15 protein-coding genes and 1 pseudogene are annotated in these 15,360 nt (G+C 39.0%); 9 read left to right on the top strand and 7 right to left on the bottom strand.

Going from position 1 to position 15,360, the window contains the following annotated elements; all coding sequences use genetic code 11:
• Window position 1: 1 nt before the first annotated feature.
• The 5 genes and pseudogenes from nuoM to MKL35_RS02665 all read left to right on the top strand — a co-directional run.
• Entirely contained in the window at window positions 2-1,600 is a 1,599-nt protein-coding gene (gene nuoM, locus MKL35_RS02685) for an NADH-quinone oxidoreductase subunit M (protein ID WP_002050326.1), read from the top strand.
• Between the two features lie 2 nt (window positions 1,601-1,602).
• Window positions 1,603-3,099, top strand: a complete 1,497-nt coding sequence (gene nuoN / locus MKL35_RS02680; protein WP_002050422.1) for an NADH-quinone oxidoreductase subunit NuoN — start codon at window positions 1,603-1,605, stop codon at window positions 3,097-3,099.
• A 100-nt stretch (window positions 3,100-3,199) separates the two neighbouring features.
• Window positions 3,200-3,835, top strand: coding sequence for a uracil phosphoribosyltransferase (gene upp / locus MKL35_RS02675; RefSeq protein WP_002050313.1), 636 nt, complete (start codon window positions 3,200-3,202; stop codon window positions 3,833-3,835).
• Between the two features lie 117 nt (window positions 3,836-3,952).
• Window positions 3,953-4,246 (top strand): cold shock domain-containing protein, encoded by a 294-nt coding sequence (locus MKL35_RS02670; RefSeq protein WP_002050402.1) that lies wholly within the window; start codon window positions 3,953-3,955, stop codon window positions 4,244-4,246.
• Window positions 4,247-4,401: 155 nt separating this feature from the next.
• Window positions 4,402-4,656 (top strand): annotated as a pseudogene (locus tag MKL35_RS02665) (excalibur calcium-binding domain-containing protein); the annotation flags it as partial.
• A 32-nt stretch (window positions 4,657-4,688) separates the two neighbouring features.
• Here the strand turns inward: MKL35_RS02665 and gigC are convergent.
• Complete coding sequence (gene gigC, locus MKL35_RS02660) at window positions 4,689-5,576, bottom strand: LysR family transcriptional regulator GigC (RefSeq protein ID WP_002050411.1); 888 nt, start codon at window positions 5,574-5,576, stop codon at window positions 4,689-4,691.
• An 85-nt stretch (window positions 5,577-5,661) separates the two neighbouring features.
• Here gigC and MKL35_RS02655 point away from each other — a divergent pair, with 85 nt between their 5' ends.
• Window positions 5,662-6,423, top strand: a complete 762-nt coding sequence (locus tag MKL35_RS02655; RefSeq protein ID WP_002050307.1) for a ferredoxin--NADP reductase — start codon at window positions 5,662-5,664, stop codon at window positions 6,421-6,423.
• A gap of 47 nt (window positions 6,424-6,470) precedes the next feature.
• On the opposite strand, the gene MKL35_RS02650 is transcribed toward MKL35_RS02655, so the two are convergent.
• The gene (locus MKL35_RS02650; RefSeq protein ID WP_170318166.1) at window positions 6,471-6,890 is read right to left on the bottom strand and encodes a hypothetical protein; all 420 of its coding nucleotides are present in this window, start codon (window positions 6,888-6,890) and stop codon (window positions 6,471-6,473) included.
• A gap of 292 nt (window positions 6,891-7,182) precedes the next feature.
• Here MKL35_RS02650 and MKL35_RS02645 point away from each other — a divergent pair, with 292 nt between their 5' ends.
• The 3 genes from MKL35_RS02645 (at window position 7,183) to MKL35_RS02635 (ending at window position 9,607) form a co-directional block, all read left to right on the top strand.
• Window positions 7,183-7,410, top strand: coding sequence for a hypothetical protein (locus MKL35_RS02645; protein ID WP_002050410.1), 228 nt, complete (start codon window positions 7,183-7,185; stop codon window positions 7,408-7,410).
• A 227-nt stretch (window positions 7,411-7,637) separates the two neighbouring features.
• Window positions 7,638-9,308: a mechanosensitive ion channel gene (locus MKL35_RS02640; RefSeq protein ID WP_002050337.1), complete on the top strand. Its 1,671-nt coding sequence runs from the start codon at window positions 7,638-7,640 to the stop codon at window positions 9,306-9,308.
• A 128-nt stretch (window positions 9,309-9,436) separates the two neighbouring features.
• Window positions 9,437-9,607, top strand: a complete 171-nt coding sequence (locus MKL35_RS02635; protein WP_000742881.1) for a hypothetical protein — start codon at window positions 9,437-9,439, stop codon at window positions 9,605-9,607.
• Window positions 9,608-9,619: 12 nt separating this feature from the next.
• Here the strand turns inward: MKL35_RS02635 and MKL35_RS02630 are convergent, their stop codons facing one another.
• From MKL35_RS02630 to MKL35_RS02610, 5 genes are all read right to left on the bottom strand, one after another.
• Window positions 9,620-10,819 (bottom strand): NAD(P)/FAD-dependent oxidoreductase, encoded by a 1,200-nt coding sequence (locus MKL35_RS02630; RefSeq protein ID WP_032011314.1) that lies wholly within the window; start codon window positions 10,817-10,819, stop codon window positions 9,620-9,622.
• Window positions 10,820-10,935: 116 nt separating this feature from the next.
• Window positions 10,936-11,817 (bottom strand): 1-aminocyclopropane-1-carboxylate deaminase/D-cysteine desulfhydrase, encoded by an 882-nt coding sequence (locus MKL35_RS02625; RefSeq protein WP_017394182.1) that lies wholly within the window; start codon window positions 11,815-11,817, stop codon window positions 10,936-10,938.
• A 65-nt stretch (window positions 11,818-11,882) separates the two neighbouring features.
• Window positions 11,883-13,034 (bottom strand): HlyD family secretion protein, encoded by a 1,152-nt coding sequence (locus tag MKL35_RS02620; protein ID WP_106465724.1) that lies wholly within the window; start codon window positions 13,032-13,034, stop codon window positions 11,883-11,885.
• Window positions 13,035-13,074: 40 nt separating this feature from the next.
• On the bottom strand, window positions 13,075-14,718 hold the full coding sequence (locus tag MKL35_RS02615) for an MFS transporter (RefSeq protein ID WP_002050275.1): 1,644 nt from the start codon (window positions 14,716-14,718) through the stop codon (window positions 13,075-13,077).
• Window positions 14,715-15,284, bottom strand: a complete 570-nt coding sequence (locus MKL35_RS02610; protein ID WP_022575897.1) for a TetR/AcrR family transcriptional regulator — start codon at window positions 15,282-15,284, stop codon at window positions 14,715-14,717. Before MKL35_RS02610 ends, MKL35_RS02615 begins: the two co-directional genes overlap by 4 nt.
• Window positions 15,285-15,360: the final 76 nt, after the last annotated feature.

The raw sequence follows: 15,360 nt of genomic DNA, 5'->3' as shown, positions 1-15,360 counted from the left end.
AATGGAAAACAATTTAATTTTACCCGCGCTGATCCTTGTTCCGTTCATTGCAGGTTTTACTTGTTGGTTAGTCGATAAACTCGACAAAACTTTGCCACGCTGGATTGCCTTAATTGGTATGCTCATTACCTTGGGCTTAGGTCTTGCACTTTGGCAAAATGGTACTTATAGCTACGAGTTGGGCTCAAAAGTCCCAACTTGGTCAGCTGAGTTCTATTTACCTTGGATTAAGTCTCTCGGTATTGGCATTCACTTAGCAGTGGATGGTTTGTCTTTACTCATGGTGTTGTTAACAGCTTTACTGGGTGTACTTGCTGTTGGTTGTTCATGGGGTGAGATTCAAAAGAATGTTGGTTTCTTCCACTTAAACTTATTATGGAGTTTAGGTGGCGTTATTGGCGTGTTCTTGGCAATTGATTTGTTCCTATTCTTCTTCTTCTGGGAGATGATGCTTGTACCAATCTACTTCTTAATTGCGTTATGGGGTCATAAGGGTTCAAACGGCCGTTCACGTGTTTACGCTGCAACTAAGTTCTTCTTATATACACAAATCGCTGGTTTAGTGATGTTAATCGGTATCCTTGGCCTTGTGGTCTATGGTTACATGATGACTGGTATGATCGGTTTTGATTACAACTATTTATTAGCTGTAGCGAATCGTTTACCTGCTGGCTTCGCGTATGGTTTCATGATCTGCTTCTTTATCGGTTTTGCAGTGAAGTTACCAGTTTTCCCATTGCATGGCTGGTTACCAGATGCGCATGCTCAAGCTCCTACAGCGGGTTCTGTAGACTTGGCTGGTATCTTGATTAAGACTGCAGCGTACGGTTTGCTCCGTTTTGTAATTCCATTCTTCCCGGCAGCTTCTGCACAGTTTGCAGATATCGCGATTATTTTCGGTTTGATTGGTATTTTCTACGGTGCTTGGTGTGCTTACCAGCAAACTGACATGAAGCGTTTACTTGCGTATACGTCGATTTCACACATGGGTTTCATTTTACTTGCAATCTATGCAGGTAATATTTTGACCTTCCAAGGTTTAATGATCATGATGTTGGCACATGGTTTGTCATCTGCTGCATTGTTCATTATGTCTGGTCAAATCTACGAGCGCTTGCATACACGTGATTTGCGTTTGATGGGTGGTCTTCGTGGTCAACTCCAATACTTACCATTCTTCTTAATGTTCTTCGTAGCTGCTCTTGTTGGTGTGCCAGGTTTAGGTAACTTTATTGGTGAATTCCTGATTTTGATGGGTTCATTTAATAAATATCCTGCCTTCACGATTCTTGCTTCTATCAGCCTTGTATTTGCAGGTTTATATGGCTTGATCTTGATTCACCGTGCTTTATTTGGTGAGCCAAACCCTGAACAAAAGCAACACTACACTAGTCCATTAAAAGACTTATCTGCTCGTGAAGTTGTTATTTTGATGATTTGTGCGATTGGTCTCGTTTGGCTTGGTATCTTCCCGCAAACATTCTTGGATGTATCTCATTCAAGTATGCAGTGGTTGGTCAATAGTTATGTGCCAGTACAAGAAGTCGTTGAAACTGTTCAGCAAACAGCTACTCAACTTGACCATGTGGAGATCCAATAATCATGAACTTCACAGTATCATTCTCTACGCTTATGCCTTTAGCACCGGTGATGATTGTTGCTTTGACAACAGTCGTCGTCATGTTGTTAATTTCAATTAAACGTAACCATAATTTAATCGCAACAACTTCTGTTGTCGGTTTAAACCTTGCTGCACTTTATATCTTGCTAGAACTATTTGGCGGTAAATTTGTACCGGCAAATGTGATGGGCATGTTTATGGTTGATCCATTTACTTTGTTCTATCAGTTCATGATTCTAGTTGCATCATTGGCTTGTTGTACTTTGTCTCATGCTTATATCGAGACTTATAAAGACAACCGCGAAGAACTCTATCTTCTGTTACTTGCTTCTGTAGCTGGTGCAATGTTGATGGTTGCAAGTTCTCATTATGCATCTTTCTTCATTAGTCTTGAGTTAATGTCGATTCCTGTATATGGCTTACTTGCTTATACATATCAACGTAGTCAATCGCTTGAAGCGGGCATTAAGTACCTTGTGCTTTCTGCAACAGCTTCTGCAATGTTGTTGATGGGTATGGCGTATATCTACGCTTACACTGGTTCGCTTTCATTCTATGATTCTGTTCAAGCTTTATTTGGCGCAATCAAACAGCCAATGGTGTTATTAGGTTTAGCACTTATTATCTTTGCTGTTGCATTCAAATTATCGCTTGCACCGTTCCACAAATGGACACCAGATGTATATGCAGGTGCACCGGCTCCAATGGCAACTTTCTTAGCGACTGCTGCTAAGGTTGCGACTATTGGTTTGTTCGTACGTTATTTGCTTGCTTCTGGCGCAATCATGGTGAACTCGCTAGTGACTGTTTTGACAATTATTGCTGTATTGTCAATTTTAGTCGGTAACTTGCTCGCTGTTCGTCAAGTGAACTTAAAACGTATTTTAGGTTATTCATCTATTGCTCACTTTGGTTATTTATTAATTGCTTTAATTAGCATGACATATGCGAGCTTAGGTAGTGTAACTGTGTATGTGGTGACTTATGTATTAACCACTATTGGTGCCTTTGGTGCAGTAGCGTTAATGTCTAGCCCATATAACAACGTAGATGAAGCTCAAAGCCTTGCAGACTACCGTGGTTTGTTCTGGCGCCGTCCAGTACTTACAGCAACATTAACAGTCATGATGTTATCTTTGGCTGGTATTCCATTAACAGCGGGCTTCATTGGTAAGTTCTTGGTTGTTATGGCTGCTGTAACGACTCAACACTGGTTCTTAGCTGCAATGATTATTGTAGGTAGTGGTATTGGTTTGTATTACTACTTACGTGTGATGGTTGTTATGTATATGACTCCACCTGAAACTCCTCGTATTGATGCTGATGCACATTGGGGACAAAAAGTGGGTGGTTTAATGGTGTTGGCTGCTGCTGCATTAGTGATTATTTTGGGTGTATATCCAGATCCAATGATTAATTTGGCATTAAAAGCAGAAATTTTATCTCCATTACATTTCATGCTTTCACAACAGCAATAATTCTTGTGTACAAAAAAGCCTCCAAATATGGAGGCTTTTTTTTATTGATAGTTAAAAAAAGATTATAATAAATACGTTTTTATATTTTTAGGTAACATCTGTGGCCATTCAAGAAATTCGTCACCCACTTATTCGTCATAAATTAGGTTTATTACGTCGTGCTGACATCAGTACTAAGAATTTCCGTGAGCTTGCTCAAGAAGTGACTATGTTATTGACATATGAAGCAACCAAAGATTTACCAGTTGTGGATTGTGAGATTGAAGGTTGGGCTGGCAATGTTACTACTCAGCGTATTGCTGGTAAAAAAATAACGATTGTACCAATTCTACGTGCAGGTATTGGTATGCTTGATGGCGTACTTAACCTGATTCCAAGTGCCAAAGTCAGTGTGTTAGGTCTTGAACGTGATGAGGCTACGTTAGAAGTACGTACTTACTATAAAAAGTTAGTTCCAGATGTGGCGAACCGTATTGCGATGATTATTGACCCAATGTTAGCAACGGGTAATTCTTTAGTTGCTGCCATTGATGTGCTAAAGGCAAGTGGTTGTAAAGATATTCGTGTTATGGTGTTAGTTGCAGCTCCTGAAGGAATTGCAAAAGTAGAAGCAGCACATCCCGATATTCAGCTTTATACTGCATCTATTGATGATGGCTTAAATGAACATGGTTATATTGTTCCTGGTTTAGGCGATGCTGGCGACAAGATTTTTGGTAGTGTTCAAAAAGATTAATTTTTGACATAGCAATAAAAAGAGACTTCATCAAACCGTATATTTTTTTAAGAGCGGAATTGAAAGTCTCTTTTTATTTACCGCAACGATTGGATGGGAAAAAATAGGGGAAAGATCATGAAGCAAGAGTTTTATGTTGGAAGAGTAAAACAATATAACGCCGATAAAGGATTTGGTTTTATTTCAACCACTGAAGGAGATATTTTCTTTCATATTTCTGATTTCCCTGCATCAGAAGGTGAGCCAAAAAGAAATGAAAAAGTAAGATTTCTTGCAGCGGATAATCAGGGGAAATTTAAAGCGATCAAAATTGAGCGTGTGGACCCAAACCCTGCAAAAACTAAAAAAAATAAAATTTCGGAACACAATAAAGCGATTACCAGTGAGTTATTGTCAAATTTCCGACGCTAGGTGAACTAAGTCTTATGCATTAAAATTACTTAAATAATGTATTAAGCAATTACTTTGGTTGGTGTTTAAAAAAATTAAGAGATTTAGCATTAAGGGAGATATAAGTTTCCCTTAATTTTCTTAAAACGAATAATAAAATTAAAAAAAGGGGAAATATGAATCAACGGGGAAAAATCAAACGCAGCAAATTCAAGCTGAGTTCAAGTGAATACATCAGTATATTTACCGTTATGGTCTTAGTCATTGTTGCGTGTGTGAGTTTTATGGTATTGCACTATCGTCAGGAGGCTCAACAACGTGCATCACATGAAAAAGTGCAATTATTAATACAGCAGCAGAAGCAGATTATTAAGGAACAGCGCGCAGCTTTGGGTAAATTGCCGGATATTCAACTATCTGAGAAAACGAAAAATGACTCACGATGGCATTAGAAAATCAGGCTTTAAGCCTGATCTTCATCGCAGAATTTTAAAAATGCTTTAAGGCCCGGACCTTGATATTTTTGGCGATGCACCAGCATATAAAGCGGACGGGTCAGTTGCCAAAATGGTGTATCTAAAATGACGAGCTGACCTTTTTCACTTAAAGGTTCAATTGCTAATCTAGAAATACAAGACATTCCTAAACCACCTGCCACTATTTTTAAGATTGCTTCATTGTGACCAAGCGTTAAGCGAATGTTGGCATCGGGTAGATCTTGCAAAATAGCATTATCAAAGACTTCTCGAGTACCAGAACCTTCCTCACGTAATATCCATTCTATGTCATGAAAATCTTGAGGCGTAAGTGGGCGATTTAAACGTGTTAAAGGATGATCTGGTGAACAGCACACTGCTAATTCATCATCGCGCCAATGAATACATTGGAGTTGAGGTAAGTGACAAGAACCTTCAATTAAAGCTAAATCTAATTGGAACTGATTCACAGCTTCAATCATTTGGCGTGTGTTACCTACTTGAAGTTGTAAATGTGCTTGCGGATGACGCTGTAAAAAGTTAGCCATTAAATCAGGCATTAAATAGTCACTGATAGTTAAGGTCGCCCCAATACGAAGGTCAATGCTTTGTAACTCACCTTTTGCAGCTTGTTCAAAAGCTTCACAGCGCCCTAATATCTCTAATGCTTGTGGAAGTAAAAAACGTCCAAGATCATTTAGTTGTAAGCGCTTCCCTAAACGATCAAACAAAGGAGCACCTAAGCCGTCTTCTAAATCAGCTAAAGCCATACTTGCTGCACTTTGCGTCAGTCTGACCGCATCACTGGCTTTAGTAACGGTTCCTTCTTGGGCGACTGCTACAAAAACAGCCAACTGGCGTAATGTCATCCGCATGTTTAAAAGCCTTAACGTTTAAAAGTATTCATTATTTCGGCTGTCATGCTAACATGAGCGCACTATTTCATGCCACGTTGAAATCATGTCAATTGAAAAATTTAGCGTAGAAAAAGTTTTATCTGTTCATCGTTGGACCCCAACACTTTTCAGCTTTACCATGACTCGCCCTTCACATTTTAAATTTACCGCAGGTCAGTTTGCGCGTATAGGTTTAAAGGTGGGGGAGGAACTGGTTGTTCGTGCTTATTCTGTGGTGTCTTCTCCATTTGATGAAACGCTAGAGTTCTTCTCAATTGTGGTACCAGACGGTGCCTTCACCTCGAATCTACAGCATTTGAAAGTCGGTGATGAGTTATATTTAGAAAAAATTCCATATGGCTATCTGACTTTGGCGCGTTATCAGCAACCTTTACCCCATGATTTATGGTTATTGGCAACAGGTACTGGTTTGGCTCCATTTTTGTCGATGCTACAAGACTTTGAAACTTGGTCTAATTATCAAAAGATCAATTTGGTCTACAGTGTACGTACAGCAGATGAATTGGCTTATGTTGACCGTATTCAAGAGATTGCCGAAACTTTTGGCGAAGGGCATGTAGGTTTTAAATTTATTCCAATTATTACCCGAGATCCATCTGCGCCGTTGCATGAACGTTTACCGATATTAATTGAAAATGGTGAGTTAGAAAAAGCAGCAAGTCTGGAACTTAATTCAGCAACCAGTCATGTCATGCTATGTGGAAACCCACAAATGGTTGACGATACCAAAGAGGCTTTAAAACGCCGCGGTTTGACGATGAATCGTCGTGGTGAGGGAAATATTGCAGTAGAGAATTATTGGTAAAAACCGAAAGTAAAAATATTTTAAGAGAATTTTTATGGATATGTTTATTAATGGACAAACATATCCATAAATTCACGAATTTCTGAAATTGCACTGTCTACATCTGTTGAAAGCCAAGTTGGCTCAAAAAGTCCCGCATAATATTCAAGACGATCTTGAGGAACAACCAAACGAACAGGGCAGTCTTCTTCAAGTAAACGCCATGGTAAAATAGGCACTTCGTTGTCCAGAAATACATTGATATTACGAATATCAACAATCATCGCATTAACACATTCAGGGAATGGCATGACCGAGAACTCTTCGGTACGGCGACGGAAATACTCAAGATCACCCCATTTGAGCTCATAGCTTGGCTTATTAAATTCAATAATACCAATGAGATGGTCATCTCTTGTCTGATGCAAATAACATTGATGTGTGACGTCAGTGTCGAGATCAAGAGTTACGCTTTGCTGACGATACATCATAAAATTGAGTAGCTTTAAAACAAGGGGGCTTATTATAGCCTATTTTATAAAAAGTAAGCGCTAAAACATATTGTATTACAAATCCAACTTCGCAAAAGAATTCGAATAAAGTCAGAATATTTTTTATATAGTCAAAAATAAAGTGGCTAAATTTTATACTAAAAATATTTTTTTTAAAGTAGAGTTTTGCAAACCTAGTCACCTTCGCATAATGCTTTTTCACACAATGCAACAAATCAAATTGTTATGATGAATATAAAGTTAATGATAATAGAAGAGGGGAAAGAAGATGCATGATTTTTCAAAACCACCTCATGTGACGAGTCCTGAAGAGACTGCAAAAAAAAGAAGATTGCCAGTTTATATTTTAATTATTGTAGGGCTTTTTCTTCTTGCGCTTATTGTTTATATGGTTGCTGAACATAACCAATCACCAAAACAAGAAGCGGCTTTTCAACATGAGACTACACCACATGTCATGATGGGTAATTCTGATTTGAAAACTTACAAAGGATAGTAAGCTCACCAGTATATATCTATAAAAAGCCTTTAGGATGTGCTCTGAAGGCTTTTTTTGCAATCTTTTGCATCAATTTGTTGTATTTATGCAGAAGGATGTTGATTGAAAAATATTCAAAACATAAGGTGACATAGACCGCATTTATCGTCATTTTTTACAACGAACTGGTGTTTTTCATTTATTGATAACACTGAAAAGAACATAACAATTGAGGACATAACAATATGAATGAATTTTTTAATGGGCCTCGCGGCGCTCAGTTTGATGCGATGTATTACTGGGATCAGTTTCATCCTATTTTAGCTGCAATTGTCATCTTACTGGTTGGCTGGATAATCGCTTTATTAGTTGCGGCAGGGGTAAAAAAACTTCTGCAAAAATTAAATACAAATGCCAAATTATCTTCAGCTACAGGACGTACTCCCAACATAGAAGGCCTCGTCTCCAAAGTCATATTCTGGTTTATTCTGATTCTTGCTGTTGTTGCCGCTTTAAATGTGCTCAACATTAGTGGAGTGAGTGGGCCATTTAGCAATATGGTGAATCAGGTACTCGTCTATATTCCAAATATCATTGCTGCCGTGGTAGTGGGTTTCATTGGCTGGATCGTTGCTCGACTGGTGCGGGCAGGAATTACCAATGTGCTATCCAGAACGCAACTTGATGACAAGTTAAGTAGTGAAGTAGGGGTAGGGGGAATTAGCCAGAATATTGGTGAAATTCTTTACTGGCTTGTATTATTACTTTTCCTTCCTATTGTTCTCTCAATCTTAGGATTAACAGGTTTACTTATTCCTGTTCAAAATATGGTGAATGAGGCAATCGCCTTCCTACCAAATATCTTTATTGCTGGCGTTATCGTTTTTGTTGGTTATATCTTGGCAAAAATTGTACGCGGTATTGTTGAGGGCCTAATCAATAGCTTAGGCGTTCAAGCACAAGCTGAAAAAATCGGTCTTTTCAAAAACTCAAATGTAGGCAAATTCTTAGGTTCTTTTGTTTTTGCCATTATTATCATTACGACATTAATTGTGGCATTTGAAGCTTTAGGTATTGAGACTATTTCTCAGCCAGCGACAGCAATGCTCAATGAAATCTTGCAAGCGATTCCAAATATTATTGCTGCCGGATTAATTTTACTGGTTGCTTATATTGTTTCTCGTTTTGTTGGACGCTTGGTTGCCGAACTGATTGCGGGAACAGGTGTTGATGAAATCCCTGCAAAATTAGATGTACAACGCTTTTTAGGTCAAACTAAAGTTTCTGGCGCTGTGGGTTGGTTAATCGTGTTCTTTACGATGCTGTTTGCAGTTTCAGAAGCTGCTGACCGTCTTGGTTTTGAACAGATTAGTGGTCTAATTGCAATGTTTATCCATTTCGGTGCAAACATTCTATTGGGCGCTGTAATTTTGGTTATTGGTTTCTGGCTTGCCAATGTTGTGGCAAATGTGGTGCAACGCGGTGAATATAATAGTTCACGTTGGTTAGGTAGTTTGGTTCGTGTCTTAATTATTGGTTTAGTCCTTGCGCTTGGTTTAAAAGCGATGGGTATTGCTGATTCGATTGTGAACCTTGCATTTGGCTTAACTCTAGGTGCAGTTGCAGTGGCTTTCGCACTTGCATTTGGTTTAGGTGGTCGTCAACCAGCTGAAAGATTGCTGTCTGACTTGCTTGATAAAGCGAAAAAAGAAGCTAATCAACCAAATCCTTTATATCAACCAGCTTCTACTACAACAGCAAGTACGTCTTCGGCTTCAACTCCGTCAACGACTACAACAGCACCATCAACAACAGTTTCATCTGATGCAAAACCAGCTGATTCTGCACAAGTAAATCCATCACAACCACCAGTAAATAAACCGTTTGGTTCTACTGGCGAAAATGATGAAATTTAGTAGGTGTAACTAATTTTCAGATAAACAGTACAAAAAATCTTTGATTTTTGTGATAAGTTCGACCACTCTATATTGAGTGGTCGTTCTGTCTTTGACAGCTATAAAAACAAATAAGTGAGGAAAATACGATGAAGAAGCCTGGTCGTTTTTTAGCACCTGTTGTAATTGCTGGGATTACCGTAGGTTTTTTAGCAAGTGCTTATAAATTTGTATTTAGCAAATCTGATTCATCAAAACAGGCAACAACACATACACGTGATGCTGACAAATCATCAAGTGATGCGAAAGCAGCAAATTAGCGTATTCAACAGTTAAACATATTGTGCTGCTGCATAAGCAGAAGACCAAGCCCATTGGAAGTTATAGCCTCCTAAGTGGCCAGTCACATCAAGTACTTCTCCAATAAAGAACAGTCCTTTCTGCTTTTTGCTTTCGAGTGTTTTAGATGAAACTTCGGTTGTATCAACTCCACCTAAGGTAACTTCGGCAGTACGATATCCTTCAGTGCCTGATGGTTTAACTGAAAAACCATGTAACTGCTCGGCAATATGTTCTAGCTGTGCATCACTCATATTACCAATTGCCATTTCGCTATGCTCGGGCCATATGAGTTGTTGTAGCTCTTGTACAATACTTTTTGCAGTAAACTCATTAAGAAGGGTACGTAATAAAACTTTAGGCTGTGCTTTCTTTTTATCTTTTAAATAAGTCGTTAAATCTTGGCTTGGGAAAAAGTCAATTTTAAAACTTTCACCGGTATTCCAGTAGTTAGAAAGCTGTAAAGAACTTGGCCCACTTAATCCACGATGGGTAAATAATAACGCTTCAGTAAAGCTATTTTTTGAATTGCTTAACGTGACATCTAAAGCGTTACCACTTAAGCGCGTGGTGACTTCTTTGATATGATCCGAAAAAGTAAATGGAACTAAACCAGCGCGGGTTGGGAAAACTGTATGTCCAAACTTTTGTGCTAGTTCATAGCCAAATCCAGAACCGCCCAAAGTCGGAATAGATAAACCGCCTGTAGCAACGACTAATGACTCACAGCTAAATCGACCTTGGTTGGTGTGTACAGAAAAACCGCCTTGTTCTAATGGATCAATCTGCCCAACTTCACAATCGGTCTGGATTTCAACATTGTTGGTTTTATTACACTCACTCACCAACATCTCTAAAATTTCTTTAGCGCCGTTTAGGGTAAATAATTGGCCGTGTTTACGTTCTTCATAGGCAATTCCATAATCACACACCAGACCAATAAAGTCCCAGTTGCTATAGCGTGACAGGGCAGAAATGACAAAGTGTGGATTATGAGAAATATAGTTGTCAGGCTCTACATACAGGTTGGTAAAGTTACATTTACCTCCACCCGACATTAAAATCTTTTTACCAATTTTATTGGCTTTTTCTAAAATTAAAACCGAGCGTCCTCGTTTAGCAGCATGTGCAGCCAACATGAGTCCAGAAGCGCCTGCACCTAAGACAATGACATCGACATGACTGTTAGACATAAGAGATTCTCGATTAATCGTGAAAATTAAAAAGGGGCATATACTACCATGTCAGCCCTTACTCGTGCTAAAGACATTTATGATGGTAGAGAAAACGTTAACTAAAAAAGAGTGAATTATTGGTCCGTTTTATTTCTTATATCTGCCTGTAAACCACCAGAATGAATAGCGAGAATACGAGTTCCTTCGGAAAAGTAATTATTTTTTATAAGGTCGGATAAACCGAACATCATTTTTCCCGTATAGATTGGTTCAAGAGGCACAGCGTATTGCGCTTCAAAACCTTTAATAAATGCAAATAGTTCAGGTGACGTTTTGGCATAACCACCGCAGCAATAAGCATCTGTTAGCGACCAATTTTGTTTTTTAGTCCACCGACGAATCTCTTGTTGTAAAAAGTCGCCTTTTAAAGCTGAAAATCCTAAGACTTTTTGATGTGTTGAACTTTTTTCAATAAGACCTGAAATTGTTCCGCCAGTTCCTACCGCACAGCAAATCACATCATATTTCTCTAAATCACTCTGACTAAGAATTTCCTGACAACCTTGAACTGCTAACTTATTGGTGCCGCCTTCAGGGATTATGTATGTTTCAGGAAACTGTTGAATTAACTGTTGAAGAAAGTTTTCATCATCTCTCAAACGATATTCATTGCGTGAGACAAAATGTAGCTGCATTCCTAAACTTTGTGCTTTTTCCAAAGTGGGGTTAAGCGGCTTATTCGCTAACTCTTCACCACGAATAATTCCAATGCTGTTTAAGCCAAAAATATGAGCTGCATAGGCCGTTGCGGCAATATGATTTGAATAAGCGCCACCAAAAGTCAAAATATTTAATAGTCCTTGTTGTTTTGCGGCAAGTAAATTGTATTTTAATTTGAAAAACTTATTGCCCGAAATTTGAGGATGGACGAGATCTAAACGTTTAATGTCGAGATGAACAGATGATGGGAGTTCAATGTGCTGGTAAGAAATAGGTTGGGCAATGTGATCAAACATTAGAAATTGAGAAAAATAATGAATGATCACATTGTAACTTTTTAAAGAGAACTTTAAAAAGCTGATTAAGAGCTTGTGTCGACAGAAGTAATCACTGACATACCAGGGCGTAAGTGTTCCATTCCTTCCTGATTTGGGTCGATAGTGATACGTACAGCTATGCGTTGCACAACTTTAGTAAAGTTACCTGTCGCATTGTCTGGCTTTAACACACTGAACTCGGAACCTGCAGCAGGCGAAATTTGCTCAACATGTCCTGTAAATTTTTTGTGGTTCATCGCATCCACTGTAAACCATGCTTTTTGTCCAATTCGCATATTGGCAATTTGGGTTTCTTTAAAGTTAGCAATCACCCAAGTTTGTTGTGGAATTAAGTACAGCAACTGTGAACCTGCTGCGACATATTGCCCAACACGAGGATTTACTTCCCCAAGTTGACCATCCATAGGGGCAACAATAACGCTATAGTCTTTGGTGGTTTGTGCTTGATCTAATTGTGCTTTAGCGCTAGAAACTTGTGCTTCTAAACCTGCTTCTGCGACCTGTGCGGTTTTTAAAGCCTCTTTTGCAACTAATACATTAGCTTCTGCTTGCTTAAGGGCTGCGAGATTATTTTCGGCATCTGCTGCGGCTTTATCTTGCTCAGATTTAGAGGCTGCACCACTATTTCCTAACTGCTGATAGCGTCTAAGCTGTGCTAAAGAGAGTTCGTATTGAGCCTTCACCTGATCTACTTTGGCTTGCGCCGCAACAATATCAGCTTGTTTTTGTGCGATGGATTGGGTTTGATTAGCTAAAGTATTTTTAGCCTGTTCAACGCCTGAAGCCGCTTGTGCTACTTTTTGATCGTAAGTAGTGGCATCAATATGCATTAATACTTGACCCTTTTTAACATGGTCAAAGTCTTTCACTAATACATCTTTAACATAGCCATTAATTTGTGAAGATAAAACAGTGGTTTTACCTTTGACATAACTATTGTCCGTTTGCTGTACACTCGTTGCAAAAGGCCCAATTCTCCATGCCCATAAAATTACTAAAATACCAATAATAAGAACACCTAACATCCATAAGAGGGTTGAGCGTTTTGTTGGAATCAGTTTACTTGCAGGTGCAGGTGCAGGTGCAGGTGCAGGTGCAGGTGCAGGTGCAGGCGTTGGCTCATTATTAGATGTTTGAGCAGGGCTTTGTTCCGGTTTATTTTGATCATCTGACATATATCAATCTCAATTTCTGTTTCATCAATAACGAAAGCCATTAAGGACGGCTAATTCCTCTGCGTTGTAGATATTTACTACGGGCAATATTAAATCCACCCCATAAGAGCAATGCGATAGCAAAAATACCGTTTAACGCAATAACATCATTGTAGGCACGCACTTGTGCTTCACGGGTGACCACTTGATTGAGTGTGCGCATGGCCTGAGCCGTTTGTAATGCCGGGTCATTTGTTGTGATGGCTGCACTACGCTGATAAGTGGAGAGCCTTTGAGAAACTAACGGGTCGGATTGTTCTAAATCTTTAATAATCTCGACTTGATAGTTTTGCGTGCGGTGTTGTTGATAGGTCGAGAAGAAAGAAGACCCGACCAGACCACCAAAGGTTTGAGTTGCAGAGAACAGCACAATAAAAGTCACTACATATGAAGGACCTTTTGCTAAAGTTTGAGCAAAGCCAATAAGCAGTAATGGCCCAATAAATAAACCACCTGCAAAACCCACTAAGAATTGACTTGCAAAAAAGTTCACAGGTCGAACATCACTGGTTAAGTGATAATCTAGTCCACAGGCAACCAGAATCAAGAACTCTGCAAAAAGTAAGTGGAAGATAATTCGTTCGCGTGAAAAAGTCAGTGCACTAAATAATGTTCCGCTTAAAATCCCGATAAATATCACAACATAAAGAGGTACAAACTGATCAGGTCCCATTCCCATGGCTTTTAAGAAGTTAACAGCAGCATAGCTTTGCTCTGACATTAGAAGCCGAATCGCAAAAGCACCAAAAATAAAACGTAGTGTCGAAGCAGTACCTAACCAACGTGTCATAATTAATGGATTGGCACGGTAGTGTTCGTAAAGTAAACCTAAAACAACTAAGCTAAAACCTGCAATTAATATATAAGCAAGCCATTCGCTATTAAACCACCACAGAATTGGTCCTTGTGTAAGCACAATACATAAGCATGCAAAACCAGGAGCCAGTAAAGCAAAGGTAAAGAAATCCTGCTTCTCAAACACATAAATACGTAAGCTGCGTGGTAGTTTTAATGAAACAACCATAGCTAAACAACAAAGTGCTAAACCAAGCTCAAAGGTATATAGAACAGACCAACTGTCTGTACTAACAAGAAATGGAGAAATAATCCAAGCGAGAGGAACACCTAACTGCTGAAAACCAAAGGCAATGTATATACCTTTTGCCATGTCAGCTTTTTTAAAAGCTTGCATGGTGTAATACATACCTAAGGAGCTTAGTGGTGCACCTGCTAAACCAGCTACAACCCGTGCGAACAGCGCCATTTCATAGGTATGTACAAAAATATGTAAAACAAGAACCGCAATAAAAATGACGAGACCTATTTCTGAAAATACTCTCAGACCATATTGTTGACGGGCCTTAAACAAAATCAGGTTTGAACTGACATTTGCCATAACATATGCAGCAGGCAGCCATGCAGCTTCGGAAGGGGTTAGGCCATACTCACCTTGAATTAAAGGCAAATTTGCCGTGATAAAGCCATTACTTAAGCTTGCCGAAAGAGCAACGAATAGCCCAATGAAAAAATAGATAAAACGTTTAGGTACAGAATGTGCAATCGCTGCTGGTGAACCAGGTAGAGTCGGTTGTTCCTCTGGTGTCCAGTCGGGTGGTGTTTCTAAATAACGAGGCGTTTTACTCATTCTATCCCTCGAATTTTTTGTATTTGAATACCATTAAATAGTAATTCAATTGCTCGTTTTGCTAAGCGAGTCTGTTCTTCTGGCTCATGTCCTTGAAATGAAGAACCTAACATTGCAGTGACCATTGCATAGTCATTAGCAGTCAGATCAGCTCGACACAATTTTTGTTCTATCGCATTTTCAATCAGTGGTTTAAGTGCATTATTTCGCCTTTCATAAATTTTTAACATAATTGGATCTTGTCGATCAATCACTCTCCAAAAATCTTGCAAAATTGCGAGTTTGGGAAGCTGTGCAATATGTCCTTCAATTAAACGAAATAATCCATCCTCGAATTGTTGAAAATGAGCAGCTTTTTGCTCTAGCTGTGTAATCGCGCGCTCTAAAAGAGCGCTAATTAAAGCCTTTCGATCACAAAAGTTTCGGTAAAAGGTTGCTCTACCTACACCTGCATGGTCAATGACAACTTGTAAAGGCACATTAATGCCATGAATACGGAAACATTCTTCGGCAGCAGTGAGTAATTCATCCCGATTATGGGCTGCAATTTTTTGACGCTTACTCATGTCATGGATTGGGGGAGATTTAAAGATGATATATTTAACGGACATTTTTGTCCGTTGTGAAGAGATAAATTGTAAA

Origin of the sequence: Acinetobacter sp. AOR41_HL (assembly GCF_027854645.1) — a bacterium.
Lineage (GTDB): Bacteria > Pseudomonadota > Gammaproteobacteria > Pseudomonadales > Moraxellaceae > Acinetobacter > Acinetobacter nosocomialis.
The sequence above is the reverse complement of the archived record's forward strand: the minus strand, read 5'-3'. Positions and strand labels throughout refer to the sequence as shown.